The organism is Clostridium transplantifaecale, from assembly GCF_900626075.1.
Lineage (GTDB): Bacteria > Bacillota > Clostridia > Lachnospirales > Lachnospiraceae > Otoolea > Otoolea transplantifaecalis.
The window spans coordinates 724,005-745,317 of sequence record NZ_UYZY01000001.1; the positions used below are offsets into that span (position 1 = coordinate 724,005).

The 21,313-nt window shown below is 49.7% G+C and carries 10 protein-coding genes; 1 reads left to right on the top strand and 9 read right to left on the bottom strand.

The window, feature by feature from the left end; translation table 11 throughout:
• Nucleotides 1-2: 2 nt before the first annotated feature.
• From rnc to plsX, 3 genes are all read right to left on the bottom strand, one after another.
• On the bottom strand, nucleotides 3-689 hold the full coding sequence (gene rnc / locus EJL91_RS03130; protein WP_125140496.1) for a ribonuclease III: 687 nt from the start codon (nucleotides 687-689) through the stop codon (nucleotides 3-5).
• 96 nt (nucleotides 690-785) lie between these two features.
• A complete protein-coding gene (gene acpP / locus EJL91_RS03135) occupies nucleotides 786-1,016 on the bottom strand; it encodes an acyl carrier protein (protein ID WP_125140497.1) in 231 nt (76 codons plus the stop codon).
• Nucleotides 1,017-1,032: 16 nt separating this feature from the next.
• The gene (gene plsX, locus EJL91_RS03140; RefSeq protein ID WP_125140498.1) at nucleotides 1,033-2,052 is read right to left on the bottom strand and encodes a phosphate acyltransferase PlsX; all 1,020 of its coding nucleotides are present in this window, start codon (nucleotides 2,050-2,052) and stop codon (nucleotides 1,033-1,035) included.
• A gap of 1,386 nt (nucleotides 2,053-3,438) precedes the next feature.
• On the opposite strand from plsX, the gene gltS reads away from it, so the two are divergent.
• Complete coding sequence (gene gltS / locus EJL91_RS03145) at nucleotides 3,439-4,680, top strand: sodium/glutamate symporter (protein ID WP_125140499.1); 1,242 nt, start codon at nucleotides 3,439-3,441, stop codon at nucleotides 4,678-4,680.
• A 140-nt stretch (nucleotides 4,681-4,820) separates the two neighbouring features.
• Here the strand turns inward: gltS and EJL91_RS03150 are convergent, their stop codons facing one another.
• From EJL91_RS03150 to EJL91_RS03175, 6 genes are all read right to left on the bottom strand, one after another.
• Nucleotides 4,821-8,966 (bottom strand): DEAD/DEAH box helicase, encoded by a 4,146-nt coding sequence (locus EJL91_RS03150; protein WP_125140500.1) that lies wholly within the window; start codon nucleotides 8,964-8,966, stop codon nucleotides 4,821-4,823.
• 18 nt (nucleotides 8,967-8,984) lie between these two features.
• On the bottom strand, nucleotides 8,985-10,364 hold the full coding sequence (locus EJL91_RS03155) for a GntR family transcriptional regulator (protein ID WP_164516736.1): 1,380 nt from the start codon (nucleotides 10,362-10,364) through the stop codon (nucleotides 8,985-8,987).
• Between the two features lie 62 nt (nucleotides 10,365-10,426).
• Entirely contained in the window at nucleotides 10,427-14,719 is a 4,293-nt protein-coding gene (locus EJL91_RS03160; RefSeq protein WP_125140502.1) for a PAS domain-containing protein, read from the bottom strand.
• Nucleotides 14,720-14,793: 74 nt separating this feature from the next.
• Complete coding sequence (locus EJL91_RS03165) at nucleotides 14,794-16,746, bottom strand: putative bifunctional diguanylate cyclase/phosphodiesterase (RefSeq protein ID WP_125140503.1); 1,953 nt, start codon at nucleotides 16,744-16,746, stop codon at nucleotides 14,794-14,796.
• A gap of 272 nt (nucleotides 16,747-17,018) precedes the next feature.
• Complete coding sequence (locus EJL91_RS03170; RefSeq protein WP_243125216.1) at nucleotides 17,019-19,715, bottom strand: bifunctional diguanylate cyclase/phosphodiesterase; 2,697 nt, start codon at nucleotides 19,713-19,715, stop codon at nucleotides 17,019-17,021.
• Nucleotides 19,716-19,722: 7 nt separating this feature from the next.
• Nucleotides 19,723-21,273 carry a sensor domain-containing diguanylate cyclase gene (locus tag EJL91_RS03175; protein ID WP_125140505.1) on the bottom strand — a complete coding sequence of 517 codons (1,551 nt, stop codon included), beginning with the start codon at nucleotides 21,271-21,273 and terminating at the stop codon, nucleotides 19,723-19,725.
• Between the last annotated feature and the right edge of the window lie 40 nt (nucleotides 21,274-21,313).

Below are 21,313 nucleotides of genomic sequence, written 5' to 3' on the forward strand. Positions count from 1 at the left end.
ACCTATGATTTCTTAATTTTTAGTATGCCGCGGTAGGCAGCAAGCTGCTCCGCCGCTTTTTTCGTTCTTCCGGTGCCGCGTCCTATCTCTTTCTCACCGATTTTAGCCGCGACCTCAAAAATCTTATTGTGATCCGGGCCTTCCTCTCTCAGAAGCTGATAACCGAGCCCGTCCTCAAACTGGCTCTGCACAATCTCCTGCAAGATAGTCTTGCTATCATAAAAGAGCTTTTTGTGTTCCATGTCATTCAGGATGAATTTGTGAATAAACTCTTTTGCACTAGCAAAACCACCGTCCAGGTAAATAGCCCCGATCAGGGCCTCCATCGCATCGGAAACAACGGAATTCCGGTTCCGTCCGCCTGTCGCCTCCTCCCCTTTTCCAAGGAGCAGATATTTCCCCAGTGTCAGTTCCTCCGCACAGTAGGCAAGAGTCGGTTCGCAGACCATGCTGGCCCTCGTCTTTGTCAAGTCTCCCTCAGGCATGTCCGGGAATTTGTGAAACAGAAAGTCGCTGGACACGATTTCCAGTACGGCGTCGCCGAGAAATTCCAGGCGCTCGTTGCACTCCAGCTTGCTCTTGTGGCATTCATTGGCGTAGGAGCTGTGGGTCATGGCCCGCGTGAGAAGCTGCGGATCGCGGAACTTATAGCCTGTCTTTTCTTCCAGTTCTAACAGTTTTTTATCCATATTTTTCCTTATTCTTCCTTTCCGCCCGGCATATCGGGCTGTATTTATATATGATGGAAGCAGCCCCGTCCCCAGGGCTGCTCCGGCAATCCTTTATTAATTTAAGGCATTCTTAATCTGATCTACTGCATCTCCGACTGTTACAATCTTCTCTGCGGCTTCCGTCGGAATCTCAATATCGAATTCTTCCTCGATACCCATGATAATCTGAAAGATGTCAAGTGAATCTGCTCCCAGATCGTCAACGAATGTGGTACCCATCGTGATATCGTCCGGCTCCGTATTTAATACCTCTGCAATGATTTGCTGTAATTTCTCAAATTCCATAGTCTTCCTTCCTCTCTCACCTTTCTTCTGATTGCCCTTCCACCGGGAAGAGGCTCTCTTTAATTTTTTCGTTTATTCCCTGCTCTTTAAATGTGACGCATTGAATAATGGAATTACATACTTCGGTTCGTTTTGAACTGCCGTGTGTTTTCACAACCAGGCCGTTCAGCCCCAGAAGAGGCGCTCCGCCATACTGACTGGCATCAAAACTTTTCAGTGTTTCCTTCAGGGCCGGTTTTACAAGCAGGGCTCCGATTTTAGAACGCAGGCTGGTCATCATTCCCGCTTTTACTTTGGATATGAGTGTCGCCCCTACACCTTCGTACAGTTTAAGAATGACATTGCCGGTGAACGCTTCCGCCACAATGACGTCGGCTCCCCCGTGAGGGATTTCCCGGGCCTCGATGCTGCCGGTAAAATTGATGTCACCGCATTCTTTCAAAAGCGGAAACGTTTCTTTTACCAGGGCGTTGCCCTTCTCTTCCTCAGCTCCGATGTTTACGATTGCCACGCGCGGATTTTTAATTCCCATCGCATGTTCCATATAAACGGAACCCATCTTTGCAAACTGCACGAGATGGGACGGCCTTGCGTCCACGTTGGCGCCGCAGTCGATCAGCAGTGATACTCCGTTTTCCGTGGGAATAAGAGGAGCCAGAGGAGGACGTTCCACTCCCTTGATTCTTCCTACAATCACCTGTCCGCCCACCAGAACCGCTCCCGAACTTCCGGCCGAGACAATGGCGTCCGCTTCACCGTGGCGCACCATGTTCATTCCGACCACGATGGAGGAATCCTTCTTCTTCCGGATGGCATTCACCGGCGGTTCCTCGGTCTCAATCACTTCGGTTGCATTTACAATCTCAATCTGGTCAGTATTATATGTATGCTTCTCTAATTCAGACGATACACGTTCCTGCTGACCGACCAGAAGAATTTTTATGTCTTTTCTGGTGTTCGCTGCCATAACGGCTCCGGCGACGATTTCCCCTGGTGCGTTGTCACCGCCCATTGCATCTACCGCTACTCTTATCATATCCTAATTTCTCCTTTGCAGCCGCATTCCCTGTTTCAGTGTGAAAGCATCCGCCTTTTCCTACCTACCAAGAATGCCACAATCTATAAAATAATATACTAAATATCATTCTATAAATCAATATGATTTTTTTATAATAAGGCTTTTCCCTGCCGATCACACCGGAAGTATCCCGGGAGGCGTTTTATAGATGTGCCGCAAAGCTCTTTTATACTGTTCACCGTAAGCCCCCGAAGCGGAACGGGGGCTTCCAGCTTTTTCCAGCTTATGTTATATCATATAATGGTTTTTATGTAAATAGGGATTTAATTGAGATGCGAGGACGCCTCTGTAAGACGGCGGACGGGGTGGTGGGAGGTTGTATATGAGTCTTCAGTCCCGGTTTATAGGGTGTGGTGAGGGGGAATCCAGGAGAAAAAATTCCTACGGGGACTCGCTCCCGCTTGTGGAATGCGCAGCGGATGCTAGCTTCGTGAGAAACCTCAGCAAGCACCGGCGGATTCCAAGGTCCCCTTCGGAAAGTTTTCTCCTTCCTTCCCCGGGCAGGTTGTTGACGGGACTGAAGACTCAGCGAAGGTTGTTGCCCCGTCCGCCGGCTTCAGGGGCTGACTGTCTCTTTCGTCAAGTGCGGCGGTGGTATTGTCGCGGCCACGATATAGTCGTGATTCTTTTACATTTTAACGGCATTTTAGGCTGCATAAAAAAAGTATCAAAATAAATACTCTAAGATTATAAGTTTACATAGTCTCATAGCGAACAGGATGTAATTTTCAGTGATCCTGAGAAGCGTAGTGGCAGCGACAAGCGCCTCCCCCATTGAAGGAATAGGACAGATCAGCCGCCGCAGGCCAGGGGCCGGGCAGCCGTCTTGGCTGAGTCTTTCGTCCCGGCCATAACCTTCCTGCGGGGAAGAAGGGAGAAAAAGATTCCGGAGGGAACCTGGGAGTCCATTGGTACTTACCGAGGTCTTTTCGAGGTTAGTACCATTATGTACTCCAACGAGCGAAAGCGTTTCCCGCAGGAACTTTTTCTGCCCGGATTTCCCGCCCATGACAACCTTTCTCCGGGACGAAAGACTCATCGATCCCCCTCACCACCCCGGCCCCTGGCCTGACGGCGGCGTCCTCATTTCTCAATCAAATCCCCATATCTTTTTACAAAAATAAAGTTTATCCTTCTATCTTCTAACGAAGTAACTTGTGCTTTATAATCAGATAATTTATAATAAAATCAGGCCGGCTGGTATTATTATACATTTTTATTTGCATTTTAATACCGGTTTTTATTGTTTCTGCACAGGGGAAGGGAAACGATGGCGGCTCGATGTACATTTGACACTTATTAATAAGTAAGTACACCAGAATTTCACAATTGGAGGTAGGTAGAATGACGTTTGAAACTATTGAGAACATTCTCAACATTAACACAGATGCCATTATGACACTGGCTATGGCCGCTGTCCTTCTGGTTATCGGCTATTTTATCAAGAGCAAGCTTACAATCCTGGACAAGTATTGTATCCCGGCTCCTGTAGTCGGAGGATTCCTTTTCATGTTTATAACATGGCTGGGACATATCTCCGGAACTTTCACATTTAACTTTACGAATACATTCCAGGATCCTTTCATGCTGGCTTTCTTTACCACGGTAGGTCTTGGCGCAAGCTTTACACTGCTTAAAAAGGGCGGCGTGCTGCTTATTGTATACTGGCTCACATGCGGAGTCCTCTCCATCTTCCAGAATACAATCGGCATCGTAATTTCCAAAGTAATCGGCCTCGAAGCTCCTTATGCGCTTCTGTCCAGCGCCATCTCCATGATCGGCGGACACGGCGCAGCCTTATCCTATGGAAGCACCTTCGCGGAGATGGGCTATGAGACGGCTCCCCTGGTCGGCGCTGCTGCGGCAACCTTCGGCCTGATTTCAGCCGTTTTAGTCGGCGGACCTGTCGGACGCCGTCTGATTGTTAAATACAACTTAAAACCGGATGAGAATGAAAACTTCGCCACAGACGTTGAGAGCATCAACGCCGACACAGGCGAAAAGCTTTCCGGCATCGATATTATCAGGAACGTTACGGCCATCCTTGTTTGTATGGCTCTCGGAACCATGGTCTCCAAATGGGTCGGCTCCTTAATCAATATGTCCTTCCCTACATATGTCGGCGCTATGTTTGTCGCTGTAATCGTACGTAACCTGAATGAAAATATTCACATTTACAATTTCAACTACCCTCTGGTAGAAGGAATCGGCGATGTAATGTTAAGCCTCTATCTGTCACTTGCACTTATGACACTGAAGCTCTGGGAGCTGGCAGGCCTCATCGGCGGCGTTGCGCTCGTCGTATTCTGCCAGGTGCTTTTCATGGTACTGATGGCTTACTTCGTAGTATTCCGAATCCTCGGCAAAAACTACGATGCGGCCGTTATGTGCGCAGGTTTATGCGGACATGCCCTGGGAGCAACTCCTTCCGCTATTGTTAACATGACTGCTGTAAACGAGCGTTACGGCATGTCCAGAAGAGCCATGATGATCGTTCCCATCGTAGGCGCTTTCCTGGTTGATATCATTTATCAGCCAACCACCATCTGGTTTATCAAGACTTTCGTACAGGGCTTTACCGGCTGATAGACGGCATTTCACTGTAAAAGAGTGCAGTATAGCGGCTTCCCCTGAACAACGAAAAGCACGCTTCGCGAACTTTTCATTGCCACTCAAAAAGAGCCATAAGACCTGAATTCCAGGCCTTATGGCTCTTTTAATTGAATCTAACGGTACAGTACGTAATCCTGCATTTCCCGCAGGAATCCCGCCTTTATCAAAGTTTCACCAGCTCCGTCCGGAAATTCTTTCACAATCAGCCGTTTCTGCTCCGGAAACAGCCGTTTTTCCCTGAAATCCTTTACAAAACCTTTGAGCATCCGCTCAAGCTCCCCGGCATTCTCTTCACCGAAAATTCTCAGGATTCTGCCCTGGCGTTCAAATACCGCCGCCGGGAGACCGCCAAGAAGAGCCACCGCCGTTCCCGGCAGGTTCAGGAATTCCCTTCCCTCCGGCTGCTTCAAACACTTTCCCCAGAGCTGCGCGGGATCCGATGCATTCATCCAGATGAGTGAATCATCCTGCGCAGCCAGAGCAGCCGTCACACTCCCATACTCGTCTTTTCCGATAAACTGCGCGCCCGACATTCCCTCGATAAAGTATCCTCTCCTGACGCGGCCGGTGTATTCCCAGATACTGAGGATATCGAGAGCTTCCCGCCAGGTTTTCAGCTCATCCGAAGCAGCCCGTCCAAATGTCTCGCGGCTCAGCAGGATATATTCGCGCATACAGCCCTCTAACAGCTCTTCCCCGGTCTTTTGCTTCAGGGGCCTTACAATGTCCCACCGTCCTGCCGACAGAGCCATTACACGCACGTTCACGCGCTGCCTTGCCGATGCTTTTCGGATCTTTTCCCTGTTCATCCACTGTCTCACCGGCACAAAGCTGTCCGCACAGACAAGCCCGCGGCCGGCCAGCCTTAAAAGCACCTCCTGCGCGATGTCCTCCTCCGGTATCTCCGTGAGCGCCCTCAGAAAACTGGCGCCCCTGCGCTTCAGTTCCCTGTAGATGAGCAGTTCATCGCCCTCAAGGCTCTCCTCAGCATCCGTCTGTTCCGCATTCCAGTCAATCTCGTCATAGAGATGGAAACTCAGGTTCCCGCCGGGCGTCATTCTCCAGAAATAGCCGCCTCCGGAAAGCAGACGGTCCAGCATTGCTTCGGAATAGTTTTTGACTCTTTTTCTGAAAATCACATTCTCCCATAATTTAATCGGAAACTCCCTGTCTCGGTACAGTTTAAGCGCGCTCTCGAGCTGTTCTTCGGAGGGCGCATGTACAAGAGTTCTTTCTGCCATAAGCGCCGCATACCGCTCCGGCGGCCTGGTGACGGTCTGAAGGCGCAGATTTTTAAGCGCCGCTTTCCTGGCGCGGTCATACAGTTTCGCGTGATAATACACACCCTCATCCTCCACCACGCTTTCCCGGCGGCAGAGTTCCAGAATGACCTGCTCCGTGAAAAGCGGCGTTAAGAAATACCGTTCCCTGATTCCGCCTGCCGTCTGGCCTCCGCGGTAATAGAGCATCCTTCGCACGATATGGACGGCAGCATCCACGGACTCGGGCTCCTGTGCAAATGCCGTTTCATATTCCTCCCGCTGTTCCGCCGCAATCCAGACTCCGGGTTCCATATAAACCGCCTGTCCCTGTTTCGCCAGTTTTTTCAGCCACTCTGCCGGAACGGGAAGTTCACCTGCTGCCAGATCGCCTTCCATCATCAGGAGGGAATGGAGCTGTTCCTCATTTTCCGGCAGTTTTCTGCGTTCCTGCTGTCTTGCAAGATCCTCCGCAGACGGCTTTAACAGCTCCGTCTGTTTAAGCTCCTCATAGGCGGCCTGACGGATTCCGGGCGTGGACGGGGAGTATTCATACATCTCAGCCGCCTCCGCCTGCCACCGGAACGGCAGAGACATTGGAGACGCCACATCCGTATACACCTCGCGCACCGCTATCATACCGGAACGGATTCCATTTAAAATTTCAATAACGCCATCAATATCCCACAAATCCTCCAGACATTCCCGGCGTGTCTCCCGCATCAGCGGATGGTCTTTTTCTCCCGTCAGGGAATCCAGCATCTCGGTGCTCCTGAGGCGCTGCATCCAGAGCGGCTGGCGCCCTCCATGTTTTACGCCCATCATCAGGGCTCTGGCCGCGCTGTAGCGGAAGGTCATGCCGAATACCGGGGTCAGCGGAAGAAGCGCCTCCAGAACAGGTCGCACATACTCCGGATTCACCCGGTATAAAAGCCCCTCCGGCAGCTTTTCGTCGCCATAGGCATAAAGCAGGAAACCGTCCTCGTCGTCCACGCACCCCAGGTTCAGTCCGCCGTCCTCCGCCGCGGCGTGCTGCACCAGCATGGACAGCGGGGCATTGACCCTCCGGCCGAACAGGGCATGGACCATCACCTGGCTGCTTCCTGTCTGATCGGTAAAATGCTCTATGATAACCGTCCGGTCGTCCGGCAGTCCTCCCGATGCCGCGATTTGGCGTTTCAAAAATCCGGCGGCCGTCCCCGCAGCCGTCTCATCCAGGCCCAGGCGGTAGAGTTCTTGAAGAAGCGCCTCGTCAGAACTTTCCGCACACGTCTCTATTTCCCGCATAATACGGCCGAATGCCAGACTGGTCCTAAGCGTCCTTCCACGGATTTCCCCTTTCCAGAACGGCAGTCTGGCTCCCTCCACCGGAGCCGGGGTCACATACACCGCATCCTTGTCCTGGCCCACTATCCTCCAGGCAAAGGCCCCCAGGAGGAACCGGTCGCCAAGCTGAGATTCATAGACAAACTCTTCATCCAGCTCTCCCAGCTTCACGCCGTCCTCGGTCTTGGCCGTATAGAGCCCCTTATCCGGTATGGTTCCCCCGGCTGCAACGGCCAGCATGCGGCTGTAGGCGTCCCCAATGACTCGGTCGTGGATTCTGTCGTACAAAATGCGCGGCCGGACCGGTATCTCCCGGCTGTGCTCATAATCGCCGGCCAGCATCCGGAGAACCGCCCTCACATCCTCTTTCGTCACATCATAAAACGGATAGGCGCGGCCCAGCACTTCCATGACGTCATCCACGGAATATCCCTCTCCCACGGCCATGGATACAAGATGCTGCGCAAGGATGTCAAAGCACTTCCTGGGAGGCTTTGCGTGCTCCACACCGCCTTTCCTGGCCACCTCCGCCGTAATCCCGCAGTACAGGCTCTCCGGCGCCGTGCGCGGATACATCGTCATCACACTCACCTTGCCCGGATTGTGCCCTGCACGGCCCAGACGCTGCATTGTGCCGGACACCGTGCGCGGACAGCCAATCTGAAGAACCTGATCAATCTCCCCAACGTCAATTCCAAGTTCCATGGAGGAGGTGGCACATAAAAGCCTGAGCTTTCCGGCCCGCAGGGCCGCCTCTGTCTCCGCCCTCTGCTCTTTGGAAAGGCTCCCGTGGTGTACTCTGGCGAATTCCTCCCCTCCCAGCAGGTTAACATAGTAGGCCAGCTTTTCCGCATACCGCCTTCCCTCGGAAAAAGCGATCACGCTTCTGAAGGAAAGGCACTGTTCATAGACGATCTTCGCCAATTCCTCCCAGACCGGATCTTTCCTTTTTTCTCCGTACGGCACCGTACCTACAATCTCGATTTTCACCTTTTTTTCCATAACGGGCGCCGAGATGACGGTCGGTTCCGGCGCCAGGTACTCCGCCGCCAGCTGAAGCGGTTCTATCGTTGCCGACAATCCGATTCTCTGAAGGTTATGGCCGCAGAGACGGTCCAGCCTTGCGATGGAAAGCATCAGATGAGCTCCCCTCTTTGTGTCGATCAGCGCATGGAGTTCATCCAGAATTACCGCTTTGGCAGTCTTTAGAATTTCCCTCCCTCCCTTTGAAGTCAGCATCAGATAGAGGGATTCCGGCGTGGTTATCAGGATATGGGGAGGGTGTTTTATCATTCTCTGCCTGTCCCTCTGCGGGGTGTCTCCCGTCCTGATAGCCGTCACAATCTCTGCCTGCCCCTCCTCTTTCCCGATTCCCTCTAAGGGGCGGCGCAGGTTCTCACGGATGTCTCCGGCCAGTGATTTAAGCGGCGAGACGTACAGGAGATACAGCTCCTCCTTCAGTTCCCCTTTCTTCGCAAGGGCATTCAGGCGGTCAATGAAAATAAGAAAGGCCGACAGGGTTTTTCCGGTTCCAGTTGGTGCGCTCACCAGCACATGGTTTCCACCGGCAATGGCAGTCCATGCCTCTTCCTGCACTTTTGTAGGCATCCCGAACACACTGTGAAACCAGTCGGCTGTCGGCTGCGAAAATAAATCCATGATTTGATTCGTCATAGTTCCTTTGCTCTCCTATCAGCTGCGGAATAGTTCCGTCATAAACTCCCTGTTTTTCTGTTCTTCCGATTCTATAAGTCCTTTCCAGTCTTCTGCGAAAGCAGTCAGAGCATCCTGCTCAAGATGGTCTTCCATCCGTTTGATTTTATCAGAGTAGCCCTTGTTAAGTTTTATTAAATCCTGCCTCAGAATGGCAAAAGGATATCCCCAGGCCAGCAGCTCCCGCAGCTTTCCATAGCACTCCCGTATCATTGCCAGCGGACATTCCTCCGTAATAAACATCAGATACAGTTCAAAACAGTTACAGCTCTTTTTGCCTCTCCTCAGCCCCTTCAGCTGATCTTTTAATCGATTGCGCTTCTCTTTCGTCGCTGACTGAAGCGTACAAAGTGAAATGCCGTAAATTGTCAGGGACAGAAGCTGCAGACTTTCCATATAGAGCACAAACACTTTTTTTATGCCGGTTCTGGTTAAATCCATGTTTGCAGGTTCCATATAGACCACGGTTCCTTTTCCCTGATAAGATTTCGTAATCCCAAGTTCCTCCAAAAGACTTAAGGTGCGGCGTACCGTCGTCAGGGATACCCCGAATTGTTTTTCCATCTGCAAAAGGGTAGGAAGATAGGCGCCTATAGGGTATTTTCCAACCATAATCTCTCTGATGATGAAGGAAGCCAGCGTATATCTTCTCTGCGGCCTCTGATGGTAGATATTCCATTGAAACGGTATCGGTTTTGCATCCTTTAAGCCATACTTGACTTTCGCTTTGTCAATAAACTCGAACACTTCCTTTTCCAGGTAACCATAGGATGTCTCAAATTCCCGGATCAGCAGGGCGGCCATCTTATCTCCGGTGATATCTTTTAATTTTGTCCTGTTAATCCCCTTTGCATTCTTACTCACCAGATAAGGGAAACGCACGTAACGGATTGCCTCCCAGTACAAGTTTAAAATAAGGGTATTATCCAGTGTGCTGAGAGCCATGATATACAGTTCCACAGGCAGGGGCACTCCACATGGGAGGTTTAAATCCAGTTCATCCCTGAAAAGTCCCCATTTTTTCTGTTCCCATCTGCGAAGCCCCTCTTCCCATAAAGGAACAAAAAGAAGAAGGCCGGCCTTCTCAAAATCCTCCATGCCTTCTTTTCGCGGTATAAAATATTTTGCTGCGTTCTCCTCAAAGCCGTCGCGTTCCGCCCGGAAAACGACCACTGCCGTTTTCCGTTCCTCCGTCACAATATATCCCTCTTTTTCCAGCAGTGAGAGCGCCGCCCGGACCGTTGTCCGGCCCAGGTGGAACATGGCGCCAATCTGCTGAATCGATGGAATTTTGTCGCCGTATCTGTAGAAACCAAACAAAATCCTGGTTTCAAAATAATCATAAACTAACTGCTGCAAACCCGTATCTCTCTTCATCGCCTTACCTATGAACCTTTCAGTCCTATATTATGTCTGTATGATCAAGCATTTCTCTTCCCGGCTCCCAAAACCTTTATCAGCGTCCTCTCCAGCATGCCTACGTCGACCGGTTTTGCGATATGTGCATTCATCCCGGCATCGAGTGCAGCCTGCACATCTTCCGAGAACGCATTGGCCGTCATCGCCACAATCGGAATGGCAGCGGCATCCTCACGTTTTGTCCTGCGGATGGCACGGGCCGCATCGTAGCCGTTCATAACCGGCATCTGGATGTCCATTAGTACGGCGTTATAAGTCCCGGGAACCGTATTTTGGAATTCCTCCAGAGCCTGGGCTCCATCGGCCCTGACCACCGTTTTCGCCCCATATATTTCTAAAAGCCCGCAAAGGATTTCCGCATTAATTTCATTGTCCTCGGCAACCAGAAAGCATGCGCCCGAAAGCCGCTCTCTGCCTTCACCAATAGAAAAGCGCTGCGTTCCCTCTTTTGCTGGCGCTTCCTGTGTTCCCTCCGCCGTCTCACATTCCAGTTCCACCAGAAAGACCGAACCGCTGCCGGGCTGGCTTTCAACCGAGATAGTTCCTCCCATCAGCTCAATCAGACCCTTTACGATGCTGAGTCCCAGACCCGTTCCTTCGACAGGGGCCGCCTCGCTGCTTCGGTTAAAGGGTTCAAATATCCTTTCCAGAAATTCTTCCTTCATTCCGATTCCAGTATCGCTTACGGTAAAACGGTACCGGGCCGTGCCGGCTTTATCATCCGCCCCCGTCTCTTCCGTAATAAAATTCACAAAACCGCCTTCCGGCGTAAATTTAACCGCGTTGCTCAACAGATTTAGAAGAATCTGGTTGATTCGCAGAAAATCGCCGTAAAAATGATTATGCCGGATGTCCCGGATCTGGATATTAAACTGCAGTCCCAGAGCCGCCGCCTGTGGCTTCATGATAGCGGATACCTGTTCAATAAGGCTCCGGACAGAAATATTCACCCGGTTCAGCGTGATCTTAGAGCGCTCAATTTTACTCATATCCAAAACATCATTGATTAAACTCAGCAGGTGGTTCGATGAAATCGAAATCTTTTTCAGACAGTCCTCCACGCGGGCAGGGTCATCCATATGAGCGCCGGCCAGCGCCGCCATTCCCATGATGGCATTCATCGGGGTCCGTATATCGTGGCTCATATTTGAGAGGAAATCACTTTTAGCCCGGTTTGCCTCCTCTGCCATCATTAATGCCTGTTTGAGTTCCTTCTTCGTTTTACGCTCCTCTGAAATCACATCCGTCACATCCGCCCTGACCATACAGATCGTCTTGCGGTTTTCATCTCCCCACAGCACATTAACCTGTTTATAACATTCCCGGCCGGCTGAATGGTAAGTAAGCAGAAGCTCATAACCGCCCGGAGTCTCTTCAAGGCGTCTGAGCATTGTTTTTAAGTGGAACTGGCCACGCATTGTTTCCAGGCTTTCCTCCGTGGCATACTGTGCCATAAAGCTGAAAATTTCCTCGTCATAATGAGTCCTGCAATACGGCGTTAGATTTTTTTGAATCGTTTCTCTTGTATGCAGTGTAAAATTACCGGTATCCGGATCGATAAAGGCGGCAAATTCAAACGTATAGGCGATGACTCTGAGAAAACTCTGCTGTTCCCGGATAGAATCCGTGATATCGGTTCTGGACAGGCAAACTCTTCCCAGCCTCAGATCGATCGCAGATACGGTCATGTTCTTCGTGCGTATCTCACCGCTTTCATCCGCAATGCCGGCGGCAAAGGTATAGGTCCCCTCCTTCTCAAGGCGCTTTATGATATTCCCGGGCTCCAGGCACTGTCCATACTGTTCCCTGTCCCTGGGTACCACCCATGATCCCAGCATTTCCGCCATTCGCTCTGAATGTCTTCCCTGCCGCGGCGGAATGCGCCCCGTATCCTTATTCCAGGTCAGCATCCTGAAACGGTCATGGAGAAGATCCAGGTCAAGCACAAAATCGTAACCGTAGGAAGAGAGATGATGCAGGGCGCGGTCGGCTATCATTTGTTCCGTCACATCAGTGAGCGTCATGATGCCGGTTACATCTCCGCTGTCCGGTGTAAGCACCATATTCCCCTTCATTCTGACATAACGGCCAATCTCCTCCCCCGGCAGTTCAATATAGCAGGTAACCAGGCGTTCCATGTCACCGCTTGCAAAAGCATCCAGAGATGATTTCCGCGTATAGGCATTTAAAAATGCCGCCCTCTCCCGCGGAGATTGGATGCATTCCGACCATGCCGCTAAAAAGCCGTCCATACTTCCTCCCGACAGTTCGGAAAAATCAGAACCTGTGAAATCGTTGACCGACAGAATTTCTCCTCTGGTAAGATTACAGTGGCAGATCAGCAGCGTGTCCGCTCCCTGATTCTGGAAATGCTGCTGAAGCATCTCATCATACTGCTGGCGGATATGCTTCTGTTCTTCCCTCTCCTTCGTAATATCCCGATAGGCAGCATAGACCTGGCGTTCTCCTCCCTCTCTCCGGATGATTGAAAATGTCGTCTTGGTCCATAGATAACCGCCGCTGCCATTCCTGATCCGGTAGATGATGTCACAGTTTTTGTGCTGTCCGGCAATATACGCATCCAACTGGCTTTTAAGTAATTCGCGGTCATCCGGGTGCACGCCTTCCATAGCATTATGCCGGTATATCTTCCAAACCTCTTCCGCTGTCATTCCTGACATCGCAGCAAATCCATCGGAAAAGAACTCGGGAATTACCGCTCCGTTTTCTTCAAAGTGAAGCACGGCAATACCGCTGGGAAGATTTTTTACCACCGTCTCAAAATACTGTTCCAGCCTTTCTTTTTCCCTGCGGATTTTTACTTCCTCAGTCACGTCACGGACATATTTGACATAGGCCGGTATCCCGTTCCAGTTGGTTTCCCGGAAACGGGTGGTAAAGGAACGATTTTCTTCCGGAATAATAAAGTCATGTTCCTGAAAATCGGGAGCATGGCTTGTCAGTGAACAGTAATCACAGGGAGCTGTTTTTCCGCGCAGCGCTTCATAACATTTCTGCCCCGGATAATTTTGTCCCCCGCCGAACAGTTCTTTGGACTCATTGACATAGAGCAGATCATAATTTTCCCGCGCAATTACATAGACTCCGTCCGCCGATTCATTGACAATACTCTGGAACAGTCTTGCTTCTTCGCTCATACCGGTCAAAACAGCATAAAATATGGGAACATCCGATGCAGAGTCCATGCAGCGGCCACTGAGATGAATCCAAATCAGTTCTCCGTTCTTGTGATACATCCGGTATGAAACATCGAGCACTTTCCTGCTTTCAACAGCTGCCTTAGAAGCGGCAACTACCCGTTCACGGTCTCCCTGATAGATGATATTCAGGGCATCGTCACCTATCATGGTTTCAAACTCTTTTCGTGTATGGCCCGAAAGCGCCATCACTCCGTCCGAAACAAAATCAGGGATAAAACGGTTATTCTCCACCCGGTATCTGGCAATGCCTCCCGGAACTGCATTAATGATATTCTGCATTCTCTCATTGGCCCTGGTCAGTTTCTTTTCCAGCATAAGACGTTCACTGACATCCGTATATACTCCATACAATAACTTTGTACCGTCTTCCTGAGGTTTAACAGCCCCGTCCAGGCGGAGAAAGCAGTATTCCTGTTTTACGTCGTTCCATATGCGGTAAATATGTTGAAAAAGGCCGTTATTCCGGATCGCTTCGTTAATTTTTTCCTTCAGGACCGCCACATCGTCCGGGTGCACTCCAAGAAAGTCTGTCTTCTGCTCAACAGAATCAATATGTTCCTTGGAGTAACCCATAATCCCGTAAAAGGCCGGGTTATGAAACAGCGGTTTAATCTTGATACCGTCAAAACGGTAGACACAGAGGCCGCACGGCAGGCTTTTAAACGTTTCCTGCAGCTCTCTCTTAAGCTCTCCTGTGTGTGCCTCCTCCCTCTTCTGTTCCGTTACATCCTGTATATATTCAATATGGGCGCCGCTCTCTCCCCAGTCAATAATCTTTCCCCTGAGCTGGTAGACACGGCCGCTTTCGGAATGATAGAAATCGCGCACCAGAAATTCATCCCTTCCCATTTCCTCTGTATGGCAGAAGGGGCACGCCGAACCAAAACCAGCCACGTTGTAGCAGCATGCGTCCTTGATATCTATATCAGTTAAAAATGTTTCCCTGGCCAGGCGGTTTGCATAGAGCAGCCTGTGATTTTCAATTCCGCTTACAAAAACGGCTACGGGAGCATTGTCCAGAACGGCTATCATCTGGCCGGCGGAAGGCGTGTCAATGGAATGGCCTTGAATCATGGTTAATCCTTTCTATTCAACTCTGTGTGAACCGCAGTGGCTGTTCAGTCTGTTTCTGGCAATTTTTCTTACCGTCAGATCCCCTGTCCGACAACAAGCGGACCGACTCCGGCTCCATTAGCAAAATTCCGTGAAAACCTGAGGTCGTTCGGACTCCTGCGTTCTGCTTCCGTACAATCTTCGTTCTTTGCATCAAGCAGTTTTTCAAAATCTTCTATCGGCATCGGCTTATAATATACAAATCCCTGGATCAGGTCGCAGCCAGTTGTCCTTAAAAATTCCACCTGGTCCTCCCGTTCCACACCTTCCGCGACGGTGCAGATGTTCAGTTCGCGTATCATATTGATAACGCTCTTTACGATTGTGTGTTCCCGTTCCACATTCACGCTGATTCTGAAAAACATTCCATCCATTTTCAGCACATCGATTGCCAGATCCTTCAGCAGCCCCAGCGAAGAATAACCAGAGCCGAAATCATCCAGGGAACAAAGGAAACCGTTTCGATGCAGTTGAGTCACCATCTCCATCAGGTACTCCTCGTGTTCAAAGATAACGGATTCCGTCAATTCAAGCTCAATCAGCCCGTCAGGAATATTGTATCTGTTTTTAATATCAGCATAAACATTTATAAAATCCGAATTATAAAACTGGATTTTTGACACATTGACCGAGATCGGCATCACACGCGCTCCGCTGTCCAGACGTTTTCTCAGCCAGCGGCACACCTTTTCAAATACATAGCGGTCCACCTTGCCAATGAACAGGTTCTTCTCAAGCACCGGAATAAAGAGTCCGGGTGACAGAAGGCCGTGCCCCGGGACATTCCATCGTACCAGCGCTTCCGCCCCTTCTATCTCCCCGCTCTGTACTCCCACCTTCGGCTGAAAATAGACGATAAACTCTTCATCATCGAGTCCCTTCTGCATGCGGGATCTGATGTTTGTCTCTTCTATCAGCTTCTGGTGGATCTTCTCATCATAGAACGCATACTTTACTTCCGGCGTATTCTTGACAATCTTCTGGGCAAAGTTTGCACTGTTGACCATAACAGTGGCGTCGGCAAGCCCCGGCAGCTCTTCCCTGCAGCATATGCCGCAGGCTATGGTCATCAGATGATGGTTGGATGCAGCTGCTACGGAGTCAAGAAATTCTTTGTCAATACCCTTCTGGGCATTTAAGACCTCTTCCTTCTTCCCATAATGGCGCAGAATAACAAAATGATCCGCCATCATGCGGCCCAATACCTCGTCCTCTTCCAGCCTGTCCATCAAAAAGTGCGCATAGTTCCGGAGAAGCAAATCACCGTATTCATAGCCAAATACATCATTTACGTATCTAAAATTTTCAAAATCAATATATAATACCGCGTATTTTTCTTCTTTTTTCCGGTTCATGATCCGGTTGGCCTCGGAATAGAACCTTTCGATATTAAGGGCACCGGTCAGTTCATCTCTACCGGCAATCTCTTCCAGTTCCTTATTGCTATGTTTTAGTTCCAGCAGCCTTTTAATAGAATAATAGCTTGCACCGGCAGTCATAATACCGCAGAATGCAGCAGCCAGTACAATTAGTTTCGTGATGCGGTTCGCGGATTCCGTTGAAAATTCTTCGATGGAAAATACCGTCTGGTTAGCAATTTCAAACAGCTTTTCACTGGAATCCAGAAGCGCTCCGTCCGGATTGCCGAGCCTCACTCCGGCAATATCCCCCTTGACGGTGTCCCACTGTTCCTTCAGCACCCGCAATTCTTCCTCATATTCTTCCGAGCTGGCGGCAACAAGCCCAAACTGGCCCTCGCCCGTTATCAGTTCATTCAGTATACTGTCTATGTATTCAATCAGCTCATCCGCAGGCTGTCCATTCATCTCCAGCTTTACCGCGCGCTGCGACGCTCCTCTGACAATCCCTACATAATTAATCAGCTTCCCATATTCACGTATGTCTGATATCTTCATGACAGAGATCAGGCTTACGGCAACAAGTATCCCACACAGGACGGGAAAAAGCATTTTTGCATGTTTTTTCATCTGTATCCCCCTTTAGTAACGTTGTTTCCCCCTGTTCCATATGAATTCCATCGCCCCCTTCCCAAAATTTGGTAAGAATTTTGGATATGGGGATTTGTCGGCACAGAGTTTTAGACATTATTACCATTATAACAGTTTTCGGATAAAAAAACAGACTTTTTCACCTAATTTAGCTAATTTAGGTGAAAAAGTCATTTTACAGGTATGATGGATTATCCTTATAGTTGCCGGCGGACATGAAGCCATGGAGCACCCCATGCTGCAACCGGATATTAACTCAGGAGATGTATCAGTTCTTCCCCACGCACAGGGCGCTCATAATAATATCCCTGAATGTACTGGACACCCGAATCAGAAATAAGCTTCTGCTCCGCCTCGTTCTCTACCCCCTCCGCGACCACGGTGAGGGAGTTAATTTCAGCCATCTTTACAATTGCTTTTAAAAGAGCATACTGTTTTGGATTGCTGCAGATCTGCTGTGTCAGAGACCTGTCGATTTTGATAACATCCACCGGAAGGTTGGAAAGATAATTGAGGCTGCTGTATCCCACCCCAAAGTCATCGAGCGCAATGCCAATCCCCTCTTTCCTGAACTTTTTTAATGTTTCAGACGCACTGTCCAGCGACTGAATTAAAATGCTCTCTGTTATTTCCAAAATAATTTGATTCGGACCGACTCCCGTCGAATGTATCAGCTGGAGTATATGTTCCGCACTGTTACCCACCAAAAGCTGCTGAACCGACAGATTGACATGAATGTGATGCAGTCCTAGTTTCTCACCATAATCACGCATAAAACAGCAGGCCTTGGTCAGGACATAGTCTCCAAGCTGCTCCACCCGGTTGTTTCGCTCGGCCAGGATCACCACCTGGTTGGCCGGGAAATAACCGCCTTTTCCGTCTGGAAGCCTTACCAGCGCCTCCACGGAGTCATAAAATCCCGTCTCAAGGCGCATCATCGGCTGATACCAAATTTCCAGCATGTTCTCCCTTATGGCTGCTTCAAGACGGTGCAGAATCTCGGCCTCCGTGCGGAGCAGTTCATTCAGCTGTTCATTATATATGACGGCATCCTGTTGTGATTCTTTGGCAAAACGCATTCCTGACTGAACCCGATCCAGCAGTAATTTGGGAGCATCCCCATGATCCGGGTACTTGCAGGCTACAGTACGAAGTTTCAGAAGAAATGAGAGTTCTCCGACGAGGATTGGCTTGGAAAGCGTCTGTTTCAGGCGTTCCGTACTGGATTCCATGCTTTCGTCCGACTGCAGAAGCCCTAAAAACACATCGCCGTTAATACGGTATAAATAAGATCCGAAAAGACGTGACATCCGCCTCAGAACCTCCAGCAAAATTTCATCTCCCACATCCACACTGAATAACTCATTATATTGGCTGAATCCGCAGATATCCACACAGTAAAGAGTAAAAGCTCTTTTCTTGTCATAGGATATCAGAATATTGACATCTCTAAGAAACTTGGATCGGTTTCCCACATTAAAAACCGGATCAAAATAGGCCAGCTGTTCCACCTGCTTCCGGTATTGGTTAAACGTCCTTGATAACTCCGTCATTTCCGAGTCAGTGTATTCATCAAAAGAAATATCCCGCTGCCCCTCTATCAGCTGCTGACACTTTTCAGTCAGCATACGGGCCGGCGACTCCTTGGACAGGCAATCATAATAGTCGTGGATCAGCAAGTTAATCTCATCTTCCGCTGTCCTTTCCCCTGGGCGGCAAGCCGTATGCTGATACCCCGCCGTTAAAAACTTTTTTTCACCGGCCACTCTGGTTTTCAGCATGAGTTCAAGAGAAAGCCCCCTTGCAAAATCTTTCTGCTCATTTTCATCCATATCATCACGGACCGCCACTATGAAGTTCCCCGCTCCCAGCCGACCGGCGATAAACTGGTTTTTAATGTACCCCTCCAAACGCGGAAGGATTCCATGTAAAAAATCATTCTCCTCTGCGGGGCCTGCAAGTTGGAAAAAACGGGTATACTCCTGAAACACATAGTAATACAGATTCACAGGGAAGTCCCCCGCAAGCCACTGGTCGAGCGCTTCTGTGAATCCGGTTCGGCTGTAAAGACCTGTCTGGGCGTCAATATAAGTTCTCTGCACTTCCCTCTTCCTGCCGGCTGCCAGCCTGGAACAGGTATAGAGAACCGTCAGCAACACCAGCGCCACTGCCGCGCTGATACCGAAAAATCCAATTCTCTGTTTCAGGCTTATCCAGCCGCCGGCCGGTTGAATGCTGAGCGTCCACTCCCCCGGCAGGTAAAAGGTCGTCTGGATGGCTTTGGAAAAATCAATGGATTTTTCAGTTGCCGCCACCACTTCTTTTTCACCGTTCTGCGGTTCTACCCGCCACAATTCATAGTCATAGCCCTGTGCCTCCAAATCCTTGAGTCCGAGCCGGTCGAGAACATAATCCGCGTCCAGTGCAATGGCCACCTCACCCAGATATGCATTATTCTCGGCAAAAGGCTCCAAAAACAAAAAAACCCTGCGCTGCTCTCCACCGTATTCCATATTAACCGGCCCGTCCACTACAAGGTTCTTTACCACCTTGGCCATCGTATACGCATAGGAAAAGTCCTTTAAATCATTGCCCTTCAGGTGTCCATACTGTTCTTCCGGCAGTGAACTGACCAAAGTATCTCCGGCGAACAGACCAGCGAACACTACTTCCTCCCTCTGGAGCAGCGGTTTCACCTCACGCTCAAATATCCCGGCCCTGTCGCGCTCTGCGGCCCGTACAATCTGCGCCGGCGTATGGGCTTCATTGAGGCCCCCCTGCAGCTGCAGCATCGTATTTTTCCCATAATAGAAAAGGATATTTTCCGCCGCCTGCCGGCGTTCACTTACCACACCCCGGCCTGCCATCCTTCCCAGCATAAATGCTATGAGCAGGACTGCAGACACTGCGGCATACAAAAATTTTTTGGGTTTTCGGGATTTCTTCATTATGTCCTCAATTCTGGTAAATTTTATAATATCCTTTACCATTCTGTTTTACAAAATACAGCGCCTCATCCGCATCGTGTATCAGCTGTTCAAGGGACATACCCGGCTTATACAGCGCCACTCCTATGCTGCACCGGATTGGGACACGGCGCCCATCCAGAGTTATTTCTATGTGGAGCCGCAGAATCAGTTCATCCAATACACTGCAAAGATCCGCCTCATCGTCAAAACCGGACAGAAAAAGTACAAATTCATCGCCTCCATACCGGCCGACGCAGCCGTCATATTTTTTTTCATATTCCCTCAGCACATATCCAATACTTTTCAGCGCTGTGTCGCCGCCGGCATGACCGTAAGTGTCATTAATGTTTTTCAGATTATCCATGTCGACAAAACACATGACATTGATCCGCTTCGGATTGACATTTTTTAAAAATGCAGGCGCCTGATTCAGAAATACGGAACGGGTTACCACTCCAGTAAGCCCATCCGAGAGACCGCTGCTTGTCATTCGAATAATTTCATTAAAATCAATATTGTCGGGCCGCTCATCATGATAGATTTTCTTTTCCAGCTCTTCCACGGAGTGTACCAGTTGATCTACCACCTTCATCTGGCTTTCAAGGTATCGGCGTATCATAAGCATAGCCAGGATGGATAAAAGAAGCGTCAGGCCCGAAAGGAGCAAAAGTCCGGGCAAAAGCCTGGCAAATTCACTTCGGAATCCGGCAGATGCCAGGATATCCCACCCCGTCGCATCCACATGGCAATAAACCGTATAGCACAAATCATTCTTCTGAAAACTCCAGAAGCTGCCTCTCTCCTTTGCCAGTAACTGTTCCTGCAGTTTATTCGCAGTTGTCCCAATCAGAACGGCCGATTGCAGTTCATCCATAATCAGGTCACCATAAGACAGGGACCGGGTGGACGACATAATCTGTCCTCTGGTACCAATCAAAGTGATTCCGGCTCCATTCACATTTGCCGTGTTATTCAAAATCTGCTCCATCTCATCAAAGTAAATAGCGCAAAACAGACAGCCGGTTATTCTTTCCTGCTGATCCCTCAACGGCACTGCTACCGTATAATTAAGAGTAACGCCGTCGGCTCCTGCGGCAAAGCTGTCCGTAACCTGATTCTGTCCCGTCGAGAATAACTGCTGCATATAATCCCTGCTGGCAAGGCTTGCCGGTTCCGAGCCGTCTGAGTATACGATAATATCAGAATCCACATAGCAAATCATCATGTATCCCAAATAGGGACTCATCTGATCCAGTTTCTTCACCTTATCAATTTCCGGCACTTCCGGATCATAAAATTCCGGCAGGCTTGCCATAGACTCCAGCAGATTGATGGTTCCTTTAATCCGCTGGGAAATCTGGGCATGGCTGCTGTCCAGCGATGCAGCGGCATTCTTTTCCATCCTGTCTGCAGCCAGGGCAGCTCCTCCCAACATGAATATCAAAAGGGTAATCAGACAGAAAAACAGGCTGTATTTCATAATCGGCACAAATGAAAATTGCCACTTATTGCTGCTTTTTAATTCTTTTTTTTTCATACACCCACCCTTATCCATTTTTTATGGGTTCACCTGCTTC